The 19,847-nt window shown below is 67.3% G+C and carries 17 protein-coding genes; 13 read left to right on the top strand and 4 right to left on the bottom strand.

What is annotated here, in order from left to right; genetic code table 11:
* Positions 1 to 83 precede the first annotated feature (83 nt).
* On the top strand, positions 84 to 860 hold the full coding sequence (locus tag AC1D02_RS17455; RefSeq protein WP_477319156.1) for an enoyl-CoA hydratase: 777 nt from the start codon (positions 84 to 86) through the stop codon (positions 858 to 860).
* A gap of 65 nt (positions 861 to 925) precedes the next feature.
* Here the strand turns inward: AC1D02_RS17455 and AC1D02_RS17450 are convergent, their stop codons facing one another.
* Entirely contained in the window at positions 926 to 1,693 is a 768-nt protein-coding gene (locus AC1D02_RS17450) for a nuclear transport factor 2 family protein (protein ID WP_477319154.1), read from the bottom strand.
* 275 nt (positions 1,694 to 1,968) lie between these two features.
* Between AC1D02_RS17450 and AC1D02_RS17445 the strand changes: the two genes are divergently transcribed.
* Complete coding sequence (locus AC1D02_RS17445; RefSeq protein WP_477319153.1) at positions 1,969 to 2,730, top strand: lipid-binding SYLF domain-containing protein; 762 nt, start codon at positions 1,969 to 1,971, stop codon at positions 2,728 to 2,730.
* 60 nt (positions 2,731 to 2,790) lie between these two features.
* On the opposite strand, the gene AC1D02_RS17440 is transcribed toward AC1D02_RS17445, so the two are convergent.
* Positions 2,791 to 3,552 carry a sulfite exporter TauE/SafE family protein gene (locus AC1D02_RS17440; RefSeq protein WP_477319151.1) on the bottom strand — a complete coding sequence of 254 codons (762 nt, stop codon included), beginning with the start codon at positions 3,550 to 3,552 and terminating at the stop codon, positions 2,791 to 2,793.
* Between the two features lie 168 nt (positions 3,553 to 3,720).
* Here AC1D02_RS17440 and AC1D02_RS17435 point away from each other — a divergent pair, with 168 nt between their 5' ends.
* The gene (locus AC1D02_RS17435; RefSeq protein WP_477319149.1) at positions 3,721 to 6,549 is read left to right on the top strand and encodes a GGDEF domain-containing protein; all 2,829 of its coding nucleotides are present in this window, start codon (positions 3,721 to 3,723) and stop codon (positions 6,547 to 6,549) included.
* On the opposite strand, the gene AC1D02_RS17430 is transcribed toward AC1D02_RS17435, so the two are convergent.
* Positions 6,544 to 7,128, bottom strand: a complete 585-nt coding sequence (locus AC1D02_RS17430) for an FMN-binding negative transcriptional regulator (RefSeq protein ID WP_477319147.1) — start codon at positions 7,126 to 7,128, stop codon at positions 6,544 to 6,546. The two genes, AC1D02_RS17435 and AC1D02_RS17430, sit on opposite strands and share 6 nt — an antisense overlap.
* Before the next feature lie 23 nt (positions 7,129 to 7,151).
* On the opposite strand from AC1D02_RS17430, the gene AC1D02_RS17425 reads away from it, so the two are divergent.
* The 5 genes from AC1D02_RS17425 (at position 7,152) to AC1D02_RS17405 (ending at position 12,187) form a co-directional block, all read left to right on the top strand.
* Entirely contained in the window at positions 7,152 to 7,715 is a 564-nt protein-coding gene (locus tag AC1D02_RS17425; protein WP_477319145.1) for a DNA-3-methyladenine glycosylase I, read from the top strand.
* A complete protein-coding gene (mnmC1, locus tag AC1D02_RS17420; RefSeq protein WP_477319143.1) occupies positions 7,691 to 9,343 on the top strand; it encodes an FAD-dependent 5-carboxymethylaminomethyl-2-thiouridine(34) oxidoreductase MnmC1 in 1,653 nt (550 codons plus the stop codon). The genes AC1D02_RS17425 and mnmC1 overlap by 25 nt, the downstream gene beginning before the upstream one ends.
* A 106-nt stretch (positions 9,344 to 9,449) precedes the next feature.
* Entirely contained in the window at positions 9,450 to 10,151 is a 702-nt protein-coding gene (locus AC1D02_RS17415) for a sensor histidine kinase (protein WP_477319141.1), read from the top strand.
* Positions 10,148 to 11,806, top strand: a complete 1,659-nt coding sequence (locus AC1D02_RS17410; protein WP_477319139.1) for a tetratricopeptide repeat protein — start codon at positions 10,148 to 10,150, stop codon at positions 11,804 to 11,806. Before AC1D02_RS17415 ends, AC1D02_RS17410 begins: the two co-directional genes overlap by 4 nt.
* A 165-nt stretch (positions 11,807 to 11,971) precedes the next feature.
* A complete protein-coding gene (locus tag AC1D02_RS17405) occupies positions 11,972 to 12,187 on the top strand; it encodes a hypothetical protein (RefSeq protein ID WP_477319137.1) in 216 nt (71 codons plus the stop codon).
* Here the strand turns inward: AC1D02_RS17405 and AC1D02_RS17400 are convergent.
* Entirely contained in the window at positions 12,184 to 12,753 is a 570-nt protein-coding gene (locus tag AC1D02_RS17400) for a PhaM family polyhydroxyalkanoate granule multifunctional regulatory protein (RefSeq protein ID WP_477319135.1), read from the bottom strand. The genes AC1D02_RS17405 and AC1D02_RS17400 overlap by 4 nt on opposite strands.
* 81 nt (positions 12,754 to 12,834) lie before the next feature.
* Between AC1D02_RS17400 and AC1D02_RS17395 the strand changes: the two genes are divergently transcribed.
* The 5 genes from AC1D02_RS17395 to AC1D02_RS17375 all read left to right on the top strand — a co-directional run bounded on the left by AC1D02_RS17395 (position 12,835) and on the right by AC1D02_RS17375 (position 19,814).
* Positions 12,835 to 13,902 (top strand): DUF3108 domain-containing protein, encoded by a 1,068-nt coding sequence (locus tag AC1D02_RS17395; protein WP_477319133.1) that lies wholly within the window; start codon positions 12,835 to 12,837, stop codon positions 13,900 to 13,902.
* Between the two features lie 26 nt (positions 13,903 to 13,928).
* A complete protein-coding gene (locus AC1D02_RS17390) occupies positions 13,929 to 14,654 on the top strand; it encodes a DUF3108 domain-containing protein (protein WP_477319379.1) in 726 nt (241 codons plus the stop codon).
* Between the two features lie 208 nt (positions 14,655 to 14,862).
* On the top strand, positions 14,863 to 16,242 hold the full coding sequence (locus tag AC1D02_RS17385; protein WP_477319131.1) for a hypothetical protein: 1,380 nt from the start codon (positions 14,863 to 14,865) through the stop codon (positions 16,240 to 16,242).
* The gene (locus tag AC1D02_RS17380; RefSeq protein WP_477319129.1) at positions 16,235 to 16,978 is read left to right on the top strand and encodes a hypothetical protein; all 744 of its coding nucleotides are present in this window, start codon (positions 16,235 to 16,237) and stop codon (positions 16,976 to 16,978) included. The genes AC1D02_RS17385 and AC1D02_RS17380 overlap by 8 nt, the downstream gene beginning before the upstream one ends.
* A gap of 7 nt (positions 16,979 to 16,985) precedes the next feature.
* Positions 16,986 to 19,814: an ATP-binding protein gene (locus tag AC1D02_RS17375; protein ID WP_477319127.1), complete on the top strand. Its 2,829-nt coding sequence runs from the start codon at positions 16,986 to 16,988 to the stop codon at positions 19,812 to 19,814.
* Positions 19,815 to 19,847 lie beyond the last annotated feature (33 nt).

Raw genomic sequence — 19,847 nt, 5'->3', positions numbered from 1 at the left:
TCTAAACGGTGGTGGGGAGCGCTCGACAGCGATCCGCGCCGACGTATAATCGTTCTCGACCTCACCCTGAACGAAAGCAGCGCATGGACATTTTGACGAGCAAGGCCGACGGCATCCTGACGATCGAATTCAACCGCGCCGAGCGCAAGAACGCGATCACCGGCGCGATGTACCAGACGATGGCCGACGCGCTGACCGACGGCGAGCAGGACGCCGCCGTGCGCGCGATCCTCATTATCGGCAAGCCCGAGATCTTCACCGCCGGCAACGACCTCGACGACTTCCTGAAGAACGCCCCCGCCGGCGGCAAGCCGGACCTGACGCGACCCGTGTACCAGTTCATGCGCGCGCTGTCCGGCACCACCAAGCCGGTGGTGGCGGCGGTCGCCGGCGCGGCGATCGGCATCGGCACCACGATGCTGATGCACTGCGACCTGGTGTACGCGGCCGACAACGCCAAGTTCAGCATGCCGTTCGTGCAGCTGGGCCTGTGCCCCGAGTTCGCCTCCAGCGTGCTGTTCCCCGGCATCGCCGGCTATCCGCGCGCGGCCGAAAAGCTGCTGCTGGGCGAGGCGTTCGCCGCGCAGGAAGCCTGCCAGATGGGCATGGTGTCGAAGGTGCTGCCGCTCGACGAGCTGATCCCGTACGCTTCGCGCCAGGCCGCCAAGCTGGTGGCGCTGCCGGCCGCGTCGGTGCGCGCCACCAAGGGCTTGATGAAGCGCGCCAAGAACGTCGAGATCGAAGCGGCCCTGGAGGCCGAAATCGAGCTGTTCAGCGCGATGCTGCAAGCGCCCGAAGCGAAGGAAGCCTTCACCGCCTTCTTCGAAAAGCGCAAGCCGGATTTCTCCAGGTTCGCGTGAAAATTATGCAAGATTTCGCATAAAATGCCGTGTCGGGGTCTGGGCCCGCGGACCTGACCCGACCCTCAGTTTGTCGCCGTCGCCTCCGCGACAACGTTGCCGTTCTCCCGTACCACGAGCCGCGTTGCCTTGCCGCTGCCGTCCTGCGAAAACGCCGCGGTGATCGGCCGCTCCTTCAGGAAGAAGGTGTTCTTGCTCGACGGGTACAGCTTGAACAGCTTCCCGCCCGCATCGACCAGAAGGTGGTCGTCGCCATTCGTGACGGTCAACACCATCTTGTCCTTGGCCAGGTAGGTGCCGTTAAACTGCGCCAGCTCCGTCGCCGACAGCTGCGTCGTCGCCGTCGTGTTCTCGAACCGGGGCGCGACGTGGTCGTAGCTCAGCACACGCGACACCTTCCACGCACCGCCTTTCAGCAGCAGCATGTGCGTGAAGCGCGCGCGGCTGCCCTGCGTCTCGACGCCCTTGCTGGTGTTGTAGAACTGGTGCTCGCCCGACATCACCGCGCCGTACACCTTGCCCTTGTCCTGCATCGGATAGACGCGGATCGTGCCCGCCACCGCTTCGCGGCGGACCTTGTTGTCGGGATTGCCGCAGATGTTGTTCCTCATCGCCGTGGCGAAGGCCGGCACGCCCTTCATGACCCCGCCCTGGTCGTGGTAGAACTCGAGATCGTCCGTGCTCATTTTTTCCATCGTCGCGACATCGCAGCTGTTGTAGGCTTGCCAATAGGCGGCGTCAAATTTCTGCAGCGTCGCTTCGACATCCTGGGCAGCCGCGAGTTGCGGGAGGAGCAGGAGGGCGCCGGCGGCGCGGATCAGGAGATTTTTCATGGTGATCGGTCCGGTAATGTTGATGGCGAATCGACTCTAGCAAGCCTGCTCGACAATGCGATACCGCGATCTGACCAACGGTGCGATCGGCTGGACAACCGGTCGGTTGGCACGACGAACGGTCGCCGCGAAAAGTTCAGCCCATCGACACGATCAGCGAGCGGCATCAACGATGTCTGCTTTGGTTCGTGCGGCGCAGGCGGCGGCGCTACGATGGTGGCTTGCGTGGCGCTGAGCGCATGGGCGGCGCCGCAACCACTTCATGGAGCCGGGAAATGAATACGAAAAACAGGAAATCGCGCGCGCTGCTGACGGCAGGCACGCTTGCGCTGCTCTGCGGCGGCGCCTTGGCGCAGGCCGAGATGCAGGCCCGTATCGCCGTCGACCAGGCGGGCGCAACGGCGACAGCGGTGGCGCCGGCCAGCAAGGACGAAGCGACGGCCGCCAAGCACGTCAACGACGCGGTGGCGGTGGTCCAGAAAATGCAGGAAGAGCCGCGCATGAAGGAATTGCTGGCGCAGGCCAAGGGCATCTTCATCGTTCCGACCTACGGCCGCGCGGCGCTCGGCGTGGGCGCCGAAGGCGGCGCCGGCGTGCTGCTGATCAAGAAAGCCGACGGCGCCTGGAGCGATCCGGCGTTCTACAACATCGGCGGCATCAGCGCCGGCGCGCAGGCCGGCGTGGAAGCGGGCGCGATCGCGCTGGTGCTGAACAACGAAAAAGCGGTCAACAAGTTCATGCAGAAGAATAAGTTCGCGCTCAACGCCGCCGCCGGGCTGACCATCGTGAACTGGTCGAAGATCGCGCAAGGTTCGCTGGGCGATGGCGACGTGGTGGCCTGGAGCGGCGCCAAGGGACTGTACGGCAGCCTGGTGTCGGTAGGCGTCAACGACATCCGCTACAACCAGAAGCTGACGGACGCCTACTACCACCAGACGGTGCCGGTGACCGATGCGGTGGCGGGCAAATACACGGTGCCGGCGTCGGATGCGCTGAAGCAGGCGATGGGTCCGGCGCCGGCGACACCCGCGAAATGAGCATGGAGGGAGCTGGTCCCGCCAAGCGGCGGGGACGGTTTTTTCCCCGGCGCGTGCGCTTCAGGTGAGCAGCATTTCCGCGCCCGCGGCCAGCAGCACCGCGCAAAACGCGATACGCAGCGCGAGCGGAGAGAACCGGTGCGCCAGCGCGACACCGGCCGAGATGCTGACCAGGCCGCCCGCCGCCAGCGGCACCCCGATGTGCCAGTCGACCAGGCCATGGTGCGCGTAGGTGCCTAGCGCGATCAGCGCCCCCGGCACCACGAGCGCCAGCGCCACGCCTTGCGCGCGTGTCTGCTTCATGCCGTAGAGGGTGACCAGCGCGGGCACCACGATCAGCACGCCGCCGACGGTGAACAGTCCCGACATCGCGCCGCAGGTTATACCCAGCAACGCCAGCGCCGGCTTCGGCACCGGGCGCTCGGCCGTGTCGGATGGCCCGCGCGCACGGTACTCCCACATGAAGAACAGCCCCATGACGATCAGGAAGGTGGTGAAGGCGACCTGCAGTTGCGATGCCGGAATGCGCGCGGCAAATTTCGCGGCGACGAAGGTGGCCAGCATGGACAGCGCGCTCATCGCCGCCACCGGACGGAGCGCGATGCGGTAGCGCTGGTGATAGCGCAGGAATCCGATCAGCAGGTTAGGTGCAATCATCACCAGCGCTGTTCCCTGCGCCACTTGCTGATCCATTCCGTACAGATAGCCGAGGGTGGGGATGGCGATCAGGCCGCCGCCAATGCCCAGCAATCCGCCGGCCAATCCGAGCGCCATCCCCAACAGGAAGTCGGCCAGGACGAACAGCAGAAAGTGGACATCCATGGATCTTCTTTGAACGTTTCAGGACACCTCCATTCTATTCGATGCCAAAACGAAAGGAATTTATCCCGCCCATCCAGTCGAACCCGTTCGTCACGACATCAATAGGACACACTGTGATAATGTGAAATAATGCGGCACAACGGTATCGCCGCCCAACCAGGGGTTCGATTGGTCCAGATTTTTGCACTCGACGAAGAACTTGCAGCGTGGAACGCCGAACTGGCGGAGCTGCAGGGGCCGGCGCGGCTGGACTGCCTGCTCACGCTGGCCTGGCACTTGCGCCAACGCGACCCGGCGCGGGCGCGCGAGCTGGCCGGCGAGGCGGCCGCGCTCGCCGCAACCTTGCCCGAACTTCAACGACGCCATGCCGAGGCGCGCCTGCTGCTGGTCGACGGCGAGGCCGAGTGGCTGTCCTGCCGGCTCGATGCCGCCCATGAGATTGCCTTGCGCGCCGCCCAGGCCTGCGACGCGCTGGGCGACGCCGCCGGCAGCGCCGATGCGCACTGGCTGCGCGCCTGGATCGAGGTCGACCGCGGCAACTCGGCCGCGAGCGACGCGGCGCTGGCCGCGGCCGCCGGCGCCGCGCTCCGCGCCGGCGACCCGGTGCGGATCGACGTGTTCGATGCCTGCGCCGCGCTGTTCGCCGTGTTCCGCGACGTTGCCAGCGCCGATGCCAAATGGGCCGCGCGCTTCGACCTCGACGACGAGGACCTGCATCCCGCTGCGCGCGGCTGGATCGCCGACTACGCTGGCACCAGCGCGTTCCAGGTCGGCGATTACGGCCGTGCCATCGCGCTGCTGATCCGCGCCTACGAGATGGCGGTGGCAACCGGCCAGGTGCGGCGCGCGATCAACCTCGCGACCAACATCGGCAACGGCTTCACCAGCCTGAACGCCCACCACGCCGCGCTCGAATGGATGCAGCGCGGGCTCGACCTGGCGCGCCCCACCGGCTGGCCGTTCTCGGTGGGCTTAGGCCTGATGCAGACCGCGGAGACGCTGCGCCAGCTGGGCCAGCGCGACGCCGCGCGCGAACTGCTGCACGAAGCGCTGGTGACGCTGCAGCCGCTGGCCGGCTCGCGCGGCTACGCGGTGGCGCTGGAATACCAGGGCGACCTGGCGCTCGACAGCGGCGACTACCAGGGCGCGCTCGATAGTTTTTCCCGCCTGGGCGCGCGCGGCGATGCGCTCGGCCAGGTCGAACTCCAGACCGGCGCGCGGCGCGGCCAGGCGCACGCGCTGTCGCAACTGGATCGGCCGCAGGAAGCGCTGGCGATGGCCAACCAGGCCCTGGCGCTGGCGCGCGAACACAACGACAACCACAATGTGATCGGCACACTCAAGGTGCTGGCCGAAATCCACGCGCGCCACGTGCTGCCCGCGCCGGCGCCGATGGCCGAAGCCAGCGCGCCGCTGCACTACCTGCAGCAGGCGCTGGCGATCGCCTCCGGCATCGAAGGCTACACCGTGCCTGGCGACCTGCTCGACGCGCTGGCGCGCGAGTACGCCAACGTGGCCGACTTCCGGCGCGCCTACGAAGTGGCGCTGCTGGCCGGCGCCGCGCGCGAGAAGATCCACAGTCAGGAAGCGACCAACCGCGCCATCGCGATGCAGGTGCAGTTCCAGACCGAGCGCGCGCAGACCGAAGGCGAGCATCACCGCCAGCTGGCCGCGGCCGAGGCGCGCCGCGCCGAAGCGCTGCAGCAGATCAGCGCGACGCTCGAACACCTGTCGGCGATCGGCCAGGAGATCACCGCCCACCTCGACGCCGAGGCGGTGTTCCGCGCGCTCGACCGCCACGTGCACGGGCTGCTCGACGCTACCCACTTCTCGGTGTTTTTGCTCGAACCGGACGGCCAGTCGCTGCGCTGCGCGTTCGGCGTCGAATCGGGCAAGACGCTGCCGGCGACCCGCTTCGAACTGTCCGACCCGACCGCCAATTCGGCGCGCTGCGTGCGCGAGCGGCGCGAGATCATGGTCGAACGCGACGAGTCGTTCCAGCCAAACCTGATCCCGGGCACGCTGCCGACCCTCAGCGTGCTGTTCGCGCCGCTGCTGGTGGGCGAGCGCGTGCTCGGCGCGATGACGGTGCAGTCGCCGCGCTCGGGCGCCTACGGCGAGCGCGAACGGCTGATCTTCCGCACGCTGTGCGCGTACGGCGCGATCGCGCTCGACAACGCCAGCGCCTACCGCCAGGTGGCCGCGACCCAGGCCCAGCTGCTCGACAAGAACCTCGAACTCGAAAAGGCCTACCAGGCGCTGGAGGACGTCAGCCTGACCGACCAGCTGACCGGCCTGCGCAACCGCCGCTTCTTCCTGCAGCATGTCGACAGCGACGTCGGCCTGAGCCTGCGCGGCTACGACGATCCTGTGCGCCACGGCGGCGCCGCGCGCGAGTCGGTGCCCGGCAAGGACTTGGTGTTCTTCATGGTCGACCTGGACCACTTCAAGGAAGTCAACGACCAGCACGGCCACGGCGCCGGCGACGCGGTGCTGGTGCAGATGCAGGAACGGCTGCGCGAAGTATTCCGCGAGTCCGATTACCTGATCCGCTGGGGCGGCGAGGAATTCCTGGTGCTGGCGCGCGCCACCCATCGCGACGAAGCGAAGGTGGTGGCGGAACGGATCCGCGAGGCCGTGGCGGGCCGCGAGTTCACGCTGCCGGACGGCACGCAGCTGCACAAGACCTGCTCGATCGGCTTCGCCTGCTTCCCGTTCCTGCCGTCGGAGCCGCGCCTGCTCAACTGGTCCGAAGTGGTGGAGCTGGCCGACCAGGGCCTGTACCTGGCCAAGCGCTCCGGACGCAACGCGTGGGCGGCGGTGTACAGCACCGGGAAGACGCGTCCGGAAGGCCTGTTCGCGCGCCTGATGGCGCACCTGGACCAGGCGCTGGAAGAAGGCGAAGTGCGGCTGGTGACCAGCCTGGAGAACCTGCCGGTGCCGGCCGGTCCGAAGAAGCGCCGCCTCGGCCTCGGCGCCGGCAAGATCGCCTCATAGCCCCCGCATCATCGCCGCCACTGCGGCCTGGTCGGCCGGCGAGCGGTTCTGGCTCAGCTTCCATTTGCCGCGCAGGCTGTCGAGCGGGATCTCGATGCCGACGATCGCCCTGAGCATGGTGGCGATGTAGTCGGGCGGCGCGTCGGCGACCGACCACGGCGCCGCGCGCGGCGCTTCATGGTGCGCGGTCAGGCGCTGAAGCAGCGCAAGGATCCATTCCGGATCCTCGATCGCGCGCAGCACGCCGTGCGCGTGCACCACCGCGTAGTTATACGTAGGGACCACTTTCCCGCTCAACGGCTTTTCCTCGTACAGCGACGGCGACACATACGCCGACGGCCCCTGGAACACAGCCAGCACAGGCGTGTCCGCCAGGCGCCACAGCGGATTGGCGCGCGCGACGTGGGCGCGCAGCGTGCCGAATGGCGCGTCCGGCGTCGGCGCCGCCAGCTCGAACGGAATGTGGTCGGCGTCCAGTCCCGCTTCCGAATGCGTGACCAGCGTGCCGAGCGGATGAGCGGCCACCAGCGCCTGCAGCACGTCGAGGCGGTCTTCGTTGAAATGGGATGGGGTGTACATGCGATGAATTATACTTTCACCCCATGACTACCACCCGCTGCAGCTGGGCCAACATGGCCAATCCCAAATACATCCACTACCACGACCACGAGTGGGGCGTGGCCTGCCACGACGAGAACGTGCTGTTCGAAATGCTCAACCTCGAAGGCGCGCAGGCGGGCCTGAGCTGGGAGACCATTCTCAACAAGCGCGACACTTACCGCGTCGCGTTCGACGGCTGGGACGCCGGGAAAATGGCCCGCTACGACGCCGCCAAGGTGGCCGAGCTGCTGGCCAATCCCGGCATCGTGCGCAACCGGCTCAAGGTGGCCGCGGCGATTACCAATGCGCAGGCCTACCTGCGGCTGCGCGAAGAAGGCATGACGCTGGACCAGTACCTGTGGGGCTTCGTCGACGGCGCGCCGATCGTCAACCACTGGCCGAGCGGCGCGCGGCCGGCCAAGACCGAGCTGTCCGACCGCATCTCGAAAGACCTGGCCAGGCGCGGTTTCAAGTTCGTCGGCTCGACCATCATGTACGCCTACATGCAGGGCATCGGCATGGTGGACGACCACGACCCGGCGTGCTTCGTGCGCGCGTCGCGCTGACTGACATGGACTTCCGGCCGCATTGGCGCGGACGCGAGCGCTATGTCGTGTTCGACTCGCAGTGGGATGGCGGCGCCGCCTTGTTCGAGGCGTGGCGCGGCGACCCGCAGCGGCCGAAGCGACTGCACGTGATCGCGCTGGCCGATGGCGCGCTGCCGGGGTTCCGGCGCGTGCTGCAGGCGCAGGATGCGGTGACGCTCGACCTGCTGCATGCGCCGATGGAGGAGGCGCTCGGCCAGCTCGATGCGCGCATCGACGCGGTGCTTCTGCATGGCGGCGAGCCGGCGGGATTGGCGCGGCCGCTGGCAAGGCTGCTGGCGCGCGACGCGGTGCTCTGGTCGCAGGGACTGGGCGAAGCGCAGATCGTCGAACTGGCCGGCACCGGCTGGAACTTCGGGGTCAGGTCCGCCGGAACTGACACCATCTTGAGCGCACACTTCGCAACACGAAAACCGATTCCCCCAGCGCCGCCCGAACCCGATCGCCGCGCCATCGTCATCGGCGCCGGCCTGGCGGGCGCCGCCGCCTGCGAACGCCTGTGTGCGCGCGGCTGGCATGTGACGCTGGTCGAACGCCACGCCGAGCCGGCGATGGAGGCGTCCGGCAACCTGGCAGGCATCACCATGCCGCTGCTGTCCAGGGACGACAACATCGCCTCGCGCCTGTCGCGCGCCGCCTTCCTGTTCGCGCTCGATTACTGGGACCGGCTGGGCGGCGTCGGCGCCGCGATCGATGGCGCGCGCTGCGGCGTGCTGTTCGCCGCGAAGGACGCCGCCAACGCTGCGCTGCAACGCGCGATCGCCGCGTCACGCCGCTACCCGGCCGATTACGCCGAGTGGCTCGAACCCGGCGCGCGCTTCGGCCAAGTGGCGCCGCACGGCGCGTGGCTGTTCCCGCAGGCCGGCTGGATCCGCCCCGCCAGCGCCTGCCGCGCCATGCTCGACGCCTGCGGTCCGCGATTGACCGCGCATTTCGGCGCCGGCAGCGTCACCCTCGAACGCGATGGCGGCGAATGGCGCGCGCGCGGACCCAATGGCCTGGAGATCGCGCGCGCCCCGGTCGTCATCATCGCCGCCGGCGGCGGACAACTCGCGCAGGCCGCTGCGCTGCCGCTGTCGCGCGTGCGCGGCCAGGTCACCCATCTCGACCCCGAAGCGCTGCCCGACCTCGGCGTGGTGCTGTGCCGCGAAGCCTACGTCACGCCGGCGTCGGGCGGCGTGAAAAGCGCCGGCGCCAGCTACGACGACGATGACGACCCGGACCTGCGCGCGTCGAGCCAGCACGAAAACCTGGAACGGGTGCGCTCGATGCTGGCCGATTCCACGCTGGCGCCGGACGCGCCGCTGGCGGGCCGGGTCGGCTTCCGCTCGGTGGCGCCGGACCGGCTGCCGCTGGTGGGCGCGCTGCCCGAGCCGGACTTCGCGCTGGGCGCCGAGCGCCTGCGCGAGCTGCCGCGCCAGCCGGGACTGTACGGCCTGCTGGGCTACGCGTCGCGCGGCCTGACCTGGGCGCCGCTGGCGGCCGAACTGCTGGCCGCCGCGCTGGAACACGAACCGCTGCCGATCGAGAAGAAGCTGGCCGAGGCGCTCGATCCCGGCCGCTTCCTGCTGCGCGGCCGGCGCGCCTGACCGCGAATACAACAAGGTCTGATGTAATCGGCAGGAACCAATCCGGAAGGGCGTATAATTGTCCCATGGCAACTATTTTCATCGGCTCCCGCTCGCTGGAGGCATCTTGACGACCGACGACACTTCCGGCGCGAACGACCTGTTCCTGTTTCTCGCCTCGACCGCGCACGACATGAAGAACTCGATCAGCGTGCTGTCGGGCACCCTCGAATCGCTGCTCGACGATGCGACGCCGGCGATCGGCCCGGCCTACCCGCAGATGGCGCGCGCGCTGTACCAGACCAAGCGCCTGAACGACAACCTGATGCAGCTGCTGGCGCTGTACAAGCAGGTCGGCAAGCCGGAATACCCGTTCGACATGCAGCCGCTGGCGGTCGGCCACCTGGTCGAACAGGTGGTCGCGGCCGAACGCGTGCTGCTCAAGTCGCGCGGCATCACGCTCGACATCGACGCCGACCCGGACCTGGTCTGGCATTTCGACGAAGACCTGATCATCGGCGTGCTCGGCCATGCCATCAACAACGCGGTCAACTACACGGTCGACCGGATCCGGCTGGCGATCGCCATCGTCGACGGCTGCCTCGAGTTGCGCGTCGAGGACAACGGCTTCGGCTATCCGGCGGCGATGCTGAAGGACGGCGTGTCGGCCGCCAGCAGCGTCAATTTCATGACCAACAGCACCGGCCTGGGCCTGTATTTTTCCAGCGAAGTGGCCAGGATGCACAAGCACCGCGGCCGCTGCGGCGCGCTGCGGCTGGAAAACGGCGGCGCCTTCGGCGGCGGCTGTTTCGTGCTGACCCTGCCATGAGCGCGCGCTCGCCGTTCGACACCCCGGCCGCCGGCGTCTCCGCGGTCGACTGGGCCAGCAAGAGCTACCTGGTGGTCGACGACTTTATCGGCGTGCGCCAGCTGCTGCGCGAAAGCCTGCGCAACCTCGGCGCCAAGAACATCGACCAGGCCGCCAGCGGCGGCGAGGCGATCGGCATGCTGTCGCGGATCCGCTATGACGTCGTGCTGTGCGATTACAACCTGGGCGAGGGCAAGAGCGGCCAGCAGGTGCTGGAAGAGGCGCGCATGCGCAACTACCTGCTGCCGTCGAGCGTGTGGATGATGGTGTCGGCCGAAAAGAGCGTCGAGTCGGTGATGGGCGCTGCCGAGCACCAGCCCGACGCCTACCTGCTCAAGCCGATCACCGAGGGCGTGCTGCTGACGCGCCTGAACCGCGTGTGGCACAAGAAACAGGTGTTCCGCCCGATCGACCTGGCGTATGCGGAGAAGGACTACCTGCGCGCGGCCAAGCTGTGCGACGCCCAGATCGAGGTCGACAAGATTCACCGCATCGAGCTGCTGCGGATGAAGGCCAGCCTGATGCTCAAGAGCGGCGAGCCGGACAAGGCGCGCGAGGCCTACGAGCGCGTGCTGCAGGAGCGCGAGTACCAGTGGGCGCGTTCCGGCGTGGCCAGGATCCGCCTGGCCAACGGCGAAATCGAGCAGGCGCGCCAGATCTTCCAGGCCGTCATCGCCGACAACCGCTACTACATCGATGCCTACGACCAGCTGGCCAGTTCCTACCAGCAGATGGGGCAGTCCGAGGAGGCGTGCAACGTGCTCGAGCGCGCGGCCAAGCTGTCGCCCAACTCGGTGCAGCGCCAGAAGAGCCTGGGCGAGGTCAGCTTCAAGCTGGGCAACCTGGGCATGGCCGAGAAGGCCTTCCGCAAATGCATCGCGATCGGCGAGTACTCGGTGATGAAGAGTCCCGAGGCATATTTCGGCCTGGCGCGCGTGTGCGGCCAGAAAAACGAGATCAAGGAAGCGCTGCAGCTGCTGCTGACGGTGCAGCGCGATTTCGGCCACGACGAGCACATCCAGCTGCGCAGCAAGATCACCGAGGGCATGGTGTACCACGAGAGCGGCGACTTCCGACGCGCGCGCAAGGCCGGCGACGACCTCGAGGCCCTGTTGAACGCCAATCCGGCGCGGCCGGAAATCAAGGTGTGCCTGGAGATGGCGACGCTGCTGCTGGCGGTCGGCGTCAAGGAGGCGCCGGTCGACCTGCTGTGCTACGTGGCGCGCAACAACCACGACAACACGCTGCTGCTCGACGAGGTGCAAAAGATTTTCGACAAGGCGCGGATGGGCGAGGAGGGCATGGCGCTGATCCGCTCGTCGAAGAAGGAAGCGTCGGACCTGATGAACCAGGGCGTGCTGCTGTGGAAGACCGGCAAGCTGGTGGAGGCGGTGGAATGGATGCGCCACGCGCGCAACGTGCTGCCCAACAACCTGCGCATCCTGTTCAACGCGGCGCAGATCCTGCTCTCGCGCATGCAGCAGCAGGGCTATGACGAGGCGCTGGCGGCCGAGGCCACCGAGGTGCTGATGCACGTCGACCGGGTCCAGCCGGGACAGCAGCGCTTCGCCCAGATGATGGAGCAGCTGGCCAAGCTTGCCCCCGTGGCCGAATAACGCGCTCGTCGTATGCCTTGATGGTTCCGCGTGCTCGGTATGGGTAGCAGCCTCCGCTGGTACGACAGGCCGATGCCTCGCTTGCGTGCCGCGGATCCCCGGCGCTGGTGATAAACTGCTAACCCTGCGGGTCACACCGTATCCATTTCCAGGAAAGGCACAGGCATGCGCGACATCGCTCACGAAGTCTACGAAAAAATGAAAGTTGGCAGCACCGCCTGGATTCGTCCGGTTGCGGCCAAAGGCGACACCCTCGAATCATTCCAGGGCGTCCACGACCAGGCCAAACAGCTGGCCGAAGAAGGGCTGATCTCGATTTCCACGGTCAAGCGCCAGGCCGACGGCCTGATCGACTCGATCCGCATCCTGCGCCTGGCTTAATCCTTGTCCGGCTTGGCCTTGCCGTTTTTCGGCTTGGCCCCATTCGATTTCTCGTTCGCCGCCGGCGCCGTGGCCATCCGCGCCGCCGCTTCCTGCGCCATCGTGGTCGCGTGCGTCATCGCCTCGGATGACGACACGGCGCTCGCGACCGCCTGCTTGAACTGATCCTGCAGCACGTTCCACCACAGCGCCGGGTCCGGCATCGACGCGGCGGCGCCCGCTTCCGGTTGCGCCCCGGCCTTGTCGTCCTTCGCCTCGCCCGCCGGCTTGTTCATCGCTTCGGTGAACGAGGCGCCCATCGATTTGAGCGAGGCGATGGTGCCGCGCTGGATCTCGAGCGCCTGGATGGTTCCGCGCAGCATCGCCGTGTTGACGTTCAGCCAGGCTTCGACCGCCTTCAGGTCGGCGATCTTCTTGTCGAGGTCGTCGACCGACAGCGCCGGGGCGCCCATGCCCGGAATCGCCATTCCCGGCACGCTCATGCTGCCCCACAGGTTCTTGACGAAGTCGAGCGTGTCCGTCATGGCGCCGGCGCCTGGCATGTTGGGCATTTGGGGATTCTGCATGATGGTCTCCGATGGGTGAGTGACAAGCGTAGCAGATAACTAACACCGCTTCAAAGAATCTGGAACGGTTACACTAGATAAATGACGATTGCATTGATTCCCGTCCGGCCCGGTCGCGCGCTGGCGCTCGGCGCGGCGACGATTTTGCTGCACCTGCTGGTGCTGTGGTGGATCATGCCACGGCTGGAGGCGGCCAAGGCCGCCGGCGACACGGTGGTCGAAACGCGCCTGGTCGCCATTGCGCTGCCGCAGCCGGCGCCGTCGATTCCGCCGCCGAAGCGTTCCGAACCCAAGCCGCGCGCAGCGGTGTCCGCGGTCGCGCCTGTGGTGCAGGGCGAGGTGGTCGAGCCGGGCGCGGTCGATCTGTTATCCGACGTACAATCTATTCAGGCGACAACGGTCACCGGGCCGGCGCTGCCGGAACCGGCCGCCGCGCCGCCCGAGCCTGCTCCGGCGCCTGCGCCGGCTCCAGCCGCGCGCCAATATCGGGTCGACCTGCCGCCTTCGTCCCGGATCGTGCTCGACGTCGAGCGCACCGACGCCGACGGCAAGCGCTGGCACGGCGAGCAGGCGATCGCGTGGCAACTGAACGGCGACCGCTACAAAATGACGGTCGAGGCTGGCATCCGCGTGGTGGTGCGCGTCAACCTGCTGGTGCTGGAAAGCGTTGGCAGAGCAGGCACGACCGGTTTCGTGCCGGAAACGATGACGGAAAAGCGCCGCGGCAAGGCGCAGACGGCAACCCGCTTCGGCGACGGCCACATCACGTTTTCGGCGTCGCCCGCCTCGTACGACTTGCTGCCGGGCGCGCAGGACAAGGCGACGGTGCCGCTGCAACTGGCGGCGATCGCGCGCGGCGACGTCAGCCAGCTCGACCGCGGGATCGACATCCTGGTCGGCGAAGACAAGGACGCGAGCGTGTTCAAGTTTGTCGCGCTGGGGCAGGAACAGATCGACACCGCGCTGGGCCGGATGCACGCGCTGCACCTGTCGCGCCCGCCCCGGGCCGGCGCCTACGGTTCGCGGCTGGACATCTGGCTGGCGCCCGCGCTGGGCTGGCTGCCGGTGCGGATCAGGAACACGGAAGCGAGCGGGGCGGTGACAACCCAGACGGTCAACCAGATAGAAACCATGGAAGCGGGAAGCTGAAGATGCGGAGTCGACGATTGCAACACATGGCCTGCGGCGCGCTGCTGGCGCTGGCGCTGGGCGGCGCCGGCGCGGCCGAACACCCCGTGATCAAGCGGCCGGTGGAGATGGCGCCGCCGGTCGAGCTGGTGTATTCGATCCAGGCGCGCCAGAAAGGATTTTCGATCAGCGGCGAGGCGACGGTCGGCTGGCGCGCCGGCGGCGGCAAGTATGCGATCCGCTCGGTCACCAAGGCGATGCTGTTCGGTACCATCATCGACAACCGCAGCGAGGGCGCGATCGACGGCTTCGGCCTGGCGCCGGTGACGTTCAGCGAAAAGCGCATCCGCCACGATCCGTACACGACGACTTTCGACCGCGCGGCCAAGACCATCAGCTTCACCGAAAGCAAGGAAACCTATCCGCTGCTGGGCGGCGAGCAGGACCGCGCCAGCGTGTCGTGGCAGCTGGTGGCGATCGCCCGCGCCCAGCCGGAGAAATTCGTGCCGGGGTCGGAGTGGGTGTTTTTCGTGGCCGGGCGGCGCGACGCCGAGCCGTGGACCTTCAGGGTGGTCAAGAAGGAAACGCTGAAGACCGGCATCGGCCAGGTCGAGGCGCTGCACCTGCTACGGCTGCCGCCGCCGGACTCGAAAAGCCAGGCGCTCGACATCTGGCTGGCGCCGGCGCAGGAATGGTATCCGGTGCGGCTGCGCTTCACCGACAGCGACGACGAATTCGTCGATCAGGTGCTGGAGAAAATCCACAAGAAATAAGCGCAGGGGCGGGGGGAAGTCCGGCGGACCTGAGCCCGGGTTTGTCGCCGCGGCGTGAACTTGCAGATGCCCACGCGAAACCCCGGTGTCGCATAAGTTTCTTTTTGACAACGCATTTCCGGCAGCCGGCGCGGCCGTAGCTGATATACTGACGCCCCGCGAGCGAACTGGTGTTCGTCCACGCGAACGACACTGGTACCCGGACACGATGATCGAAACACTGGCAGGTGCGGCGCTGGCCGCAGACTCACTGACAATTGGGCAGGACGACGACGCCGACTCGCTGCAGGCGCACTTCCACGCCGGAATTTCGGCCGACGAGATCGAGCAAGTCTTCCACCTGAAGCGCGCGCAGCCGACGCTGCAGGCGTTCACCGCGCTGTTCCACGGCGGCTCCGACGGCGTGCTGATTCGCCTGCTGGTGCTGCGCGAACTGGCCGCCGACAGCTCCGTCTCGGCGTTCTCGCGCGCCGACATCAACACCAAACTGGCCTACCTGATTCCCGAAAGCCTGGAGACCGTGCTGACGCGCCTGCGCACCCACGGCCTGCTGGCGTGGGACGCGCAGAACGCCGTCTACCGCGTCACGCCGATGGCGCGCAACGTGCTCGCCGCGCTCGAAACGCTGCTCTCCATGGGCCAGGCCGACAACGGCGACGACGCCGACATGGGTTTCCTGCTGTCGCAGGTGGCCGGCGCCCAGGCGGTCGGCGGCGTCACGGTCGACCAGCTCAAGCACCTGCTGGGACGCCTGGTCGACCTGACCGACGAATTCCGCGACGCGATCGCCTCCGGCTCAGAATTCCGCCTGCGCACTTCGCAGTCGAAGTGGCACATGGCCTGCGACTGGGTCGAGAAGGGCTCCGAGATCCTGCGCGCGATCCTGGCCGACGAACGCGCCGATTCCGCCACCCACAAGGCGGCGCAGGCGATCGGCCGCGCCCAGAGCGCGCTGCTGAACATGCAGGGCATGTTCTCGCGCGCGCTCAACCAGATCGAGCGCCAGCGCGTGCACCTCGGCCAGTCCGGCCTGTCGACCACCGACGTCAAGCGCTGGCTGCTGGCGCACGAAGACCTGTCCAGCCTCGCGCAGGACGCGATCGACCGCCCGGTGGTGCCGCTGTTCGCCACGCCGGCCGAAATGATCGACGTCGCCGAGACCGAGCTGCTGGCCGAGCGCCACGCGGTGGCCGGTCCTGCGGGCCTGCCGGCTGGCCAGGACGCGCCGCTGACCGTCAACGACGCGCCGGCGATCCAGGTCGAACTGGACGACTGGCTGGCGCGCCTGTCCGACTTTGCCAACCTGGGCAACTTCCCCAGCTTCTCGGAGAGCGGCCCGAAGTCGGTGCCGATCCAGGATTCGCTGCTGCCCGCCACATTCGCGATCGCCTCTTACCGCGCCTCGATGCTGCCGCTGCTCGGCGACGCCGCCGAAGCGAGCCTGCAGGGCGCCACCGCGCAGCTGGCGCGCCTGCCGATCGTGTTCGCGCCGACCGACGACATGGTCGCGCTGAACGATCCGCACGTCGCCGCGATGTCGATCGCCACCCTCTCACTTGACCTGGAAAGCGGCCCGGCCGATGAATGACGATTCCCAAATCCTGATTGCGCGACTGCTCACGCACCAGACCCTGCGCCGCGACGACAAGATGGTCAAGCGCGTGCTGTCCGATGAACTGTTCCGCGCCGAAGTCGACAAGCGCCTGCTCGAGTCGGGCCTGAAGCTGCTCGACAACGTCTACGCCGACCACGTCACGCTGGCGCTGCACCGCGCCGTCGAGCCGAAGATCTTCGGCGCCAAGGACATCTGGCAGAACAATAATTTCGGCCTCACGCGCGACGGCGTGGCGCTGCTGGTGGTACTGTGGGCGCAGATCATCCTGCCCAAGCGCGAGCGCCAGGAGACCCACCAGAACGCCGACGACGACCAGAACGACATGTTCGACAAAGACCGTCCGATGCCGCGCGCCGAGGACACCTCGATCGGCATCTCGTATACCGCGCTGTTGGCCGACTTCGGCGAAAAGCTCGGCAAGAAGACGCGCATGGACATGAACCTCGGCATCCTGTCGAAGCTGAACTTCATCGAGCGCCGCGGCGACCTGATCCTGGAGGGCCCGCTGCTCGACCTGATGATGGACACCGACGCGCTGAAAGAACGCATCATCAACGGCGCGCTGGCCGACATCTTCAAGCGCTCGCCGATCACGGTCGCCGTGCCGCGCAAGGTCGCCGCGGAACCGGGGTCAGGTCCGGCGGACCTGACCCCATCTTCGGACGCTGACGTCGACATCGACGCCGACGCCGACGACACCACCATCTGAGAGAGCCATGTTCCACATCAAATCACTAGAACTGGTCCATTGGGATTACTGGCAGCGCATCAAGAACATTCCGCTCGACGCCAAGATCATCACCATCGCCGGCCAGAACGGCTCGGGCAAGACCACCTTGCTCGACGCGCTGCGCACCCTGTTCGGCCTCGATTGCTCGATGGGCCGCACCTACAAGCACTACGCGCGCCACTCCGGCCAGCAGACCGCGTGGATTCGCGCCGTGGTCGACAACAAGACCGTTGGTCGCCAGCTGTCGAACCGTCCGTTCCGCAGCTCCGGCTTTTTCAGCGACGACGAAGTCACGCTGTTCTGCCAGATCCAGAAGAACGGCGGCGACTGGAAGCGCCAGTACCTGATGCGGCCGGGGAACGTCGACATCGAGGAAGTGACCGAAGCGACCGACTGGCTCGGCGTGGAAAACTACCGCAAGCGCCTCGCCAATGCCGGCCTGTCGCCGGCGATGGCGAAAGTGCTGGCGCTCGAGCAGGGCGAAACCGACAAGCTGTGCGAATACGCGCCGCGCCAATTGCTCGACCTGGTGTTCCAGGTCTTCGGCGACAAGGAAGTGCTGGACGCCTACGACGAAGCGAAACGCCACCAGCGCGACACCGAGACGGAACTGAAGCGCTTCGAGACGGAGCTGGAAGCGTCGCGCACCAACCTCGAAGGCCTGCGCCTGCGCGTTGCCAACTACCACCAGTGGGAAGACCTGCACAAGGAACGGCGCAACCTGCTCGAGGAGGTGCTGCCTAGCCTCGAATACCATGAAGCGCGCGAGAAGGCCGCCACTGTCAGCCGGCAGCTGCGCGATGCGCGCAAGCCGATGGCGCAGGCCGACTCGCAAATCGCCGAGCGGCGCAATTCGCTCGCCAACTTCACCCGCGCGCTGACCGATGCGCAGGAACAGGAAATGCTGCTGGAGCAGGAGGCGACCGTATTGGGCAGCCGCCTGGCGCAGCTGAACGGCAAACTGAAGCCGCTCGACAGCCTGCTCGAACAGAAGGAACGCCTGCAGAAGCTGGCGGCCGATTCCGGCGCCGACATCGCCGAAGTCTCGGCCCAGCTGGAAGGCAAGGAAGCCGAGATGGTCAGGCAGCGGCAGGCGCGCGACGCGATCTCCGCGCGCATCGCCGCCGACCAGGCCACCATCTCCGCGCTGCAGGGCAAAAGCGCGATGCCGGAACCGGAGCCGGTGCGCGCCATGCGACGCGCGCTGCGCGACGCGAATATCCCGCACGCGATGTTGTCCGATATCGTCGAAGTGACCGACGCGAAGTGGCAGGGCGCGGTCGAAGGCGTGTTGGGCGGCTACGCTTCGGTGGTGCTGCTCGAGCGCGCGAAAGACGCGCCGGCGGCCTACCGCCTGGCGGAGCAGGAACGCTATCGCCACTTCATCGTCCCCGACTGCATCGACGCCCCGGTGCGCAAGGACGGCAGCCTGCTGTCGGTGGTGCGCTTCTCGGCGCCGGCCCCTGGCTGGCTGATCGACCAGCTCGAGCGCATCGAGCGCGTCGAGTCGGTGGACGCCGGCTTCAAGATGGCCAACTCGGACGAGTGGATCACGCCGGACGCCTACCACCGCGAACGCCGCGGTGGTCGCTCGCTGTTCGTCGAAGCATCGCGCTACCGCTTCGGCCAGGCCGGCCGCACCGGCCGCCTGGAAGCGCTGCAGCGCGCGCTGCCGGGCCTCGAATCGCAGGAAGACCAGCTGACCCTCGCGGTCAGCAAGCTCGCCGCCGAAGTGGGCGCGCTCAAGGCGCGTATCGCCGGCGTCGACGCGGCCAAGGAACTGGCCGCGCGCCACGCCGAATTCGAAGAAGCGGTGCGCAGCAGCGCGCCGCTGAAGGCCGAGCGCCTCGAAGTCGGCTCGCGCCTGGGCGAACTGCAAGGGCTGACCAAAGCCGCCACCGTCACGCGCACCCGGGCCGACACGGTGTGCCAGAATGCCCGCATGGCGCTGTCCGAAGCGGAAGCCGGCATGCGCCTTGGCCACAAGCGCCAGATCGAGCAGCGCCACGAGCACGCCAAGGTGCTGGTCGACCTGCGCCGCAGCTGGCGCCACCTTCCGCACAGCTGGAAGCGGCCGGCGCGCCGCGCATCGCTGGTGGCCGAGCACAAGAACACCCACCAGGTCGACCTGCGCGTGCAATCGCTGCAGCACAGCCTCGCGCGCGACGACTGGGAGCTCGACCCGACCGTGATCGACCAGCACCATCGCCTGAACGAGCAGCTGCACGGCCGCCAGAGCGAGACCGACGAGCGCCGCTACCAGAATAACCGGGCGATCGAGGCGACCACCAATGCGCGCATGGCGTACATGGACCGGCTGCGCTACACGATCAAGACCTACTCCAAAAACATCAAGGAGCTGGGCGAGCTGGCGGGCATCGACGTGCACGCCGACCCGGTGCGGCTGGAGAACGACGACGTGCAGCTGTCGCAGGCCGGCCTGCACGTGCGCTTCAAGTTCGACGGCAAGGACCAGATCGGAATGAACGACGGCGAAGCGTCGGGCGGCCAGCAGGTGATGAAATCGCTGGTGCTCCTGATCGGATTGCTGAAGTCGGAAGATGGTTCCGGCGGCTTCGTGTTCATCGACGAACCGTTCGCCCACCTGGATATCCGCAACATCCAGCTGGTCGGCGAGTTCCTCAAGAACACAGAGGCGCAGTACCTGATGACGACGCCGCTGACGCACAACACCGACGTCTACGACCCGTCCGAGCTGACGCTCATCACCAGCAAGAAGAAGAAGGACATGCCGTGGGCACAGCCGATCTTCGTGCTGCAACGACGCGCCACCCCAGAAAAAGCCGCGGCGTAAAACGAAGAAGGGGTCAGGTCCTGCGGACCTGAC

The organism is Massilia sp. P1_C10 (genome assembly GCF_056406475.1).
The sequence above is the reverse complement of the archived record's forward strand: the minus strand, read 5'-3'. Positions and strand labels throughout refer to the sequence as shown.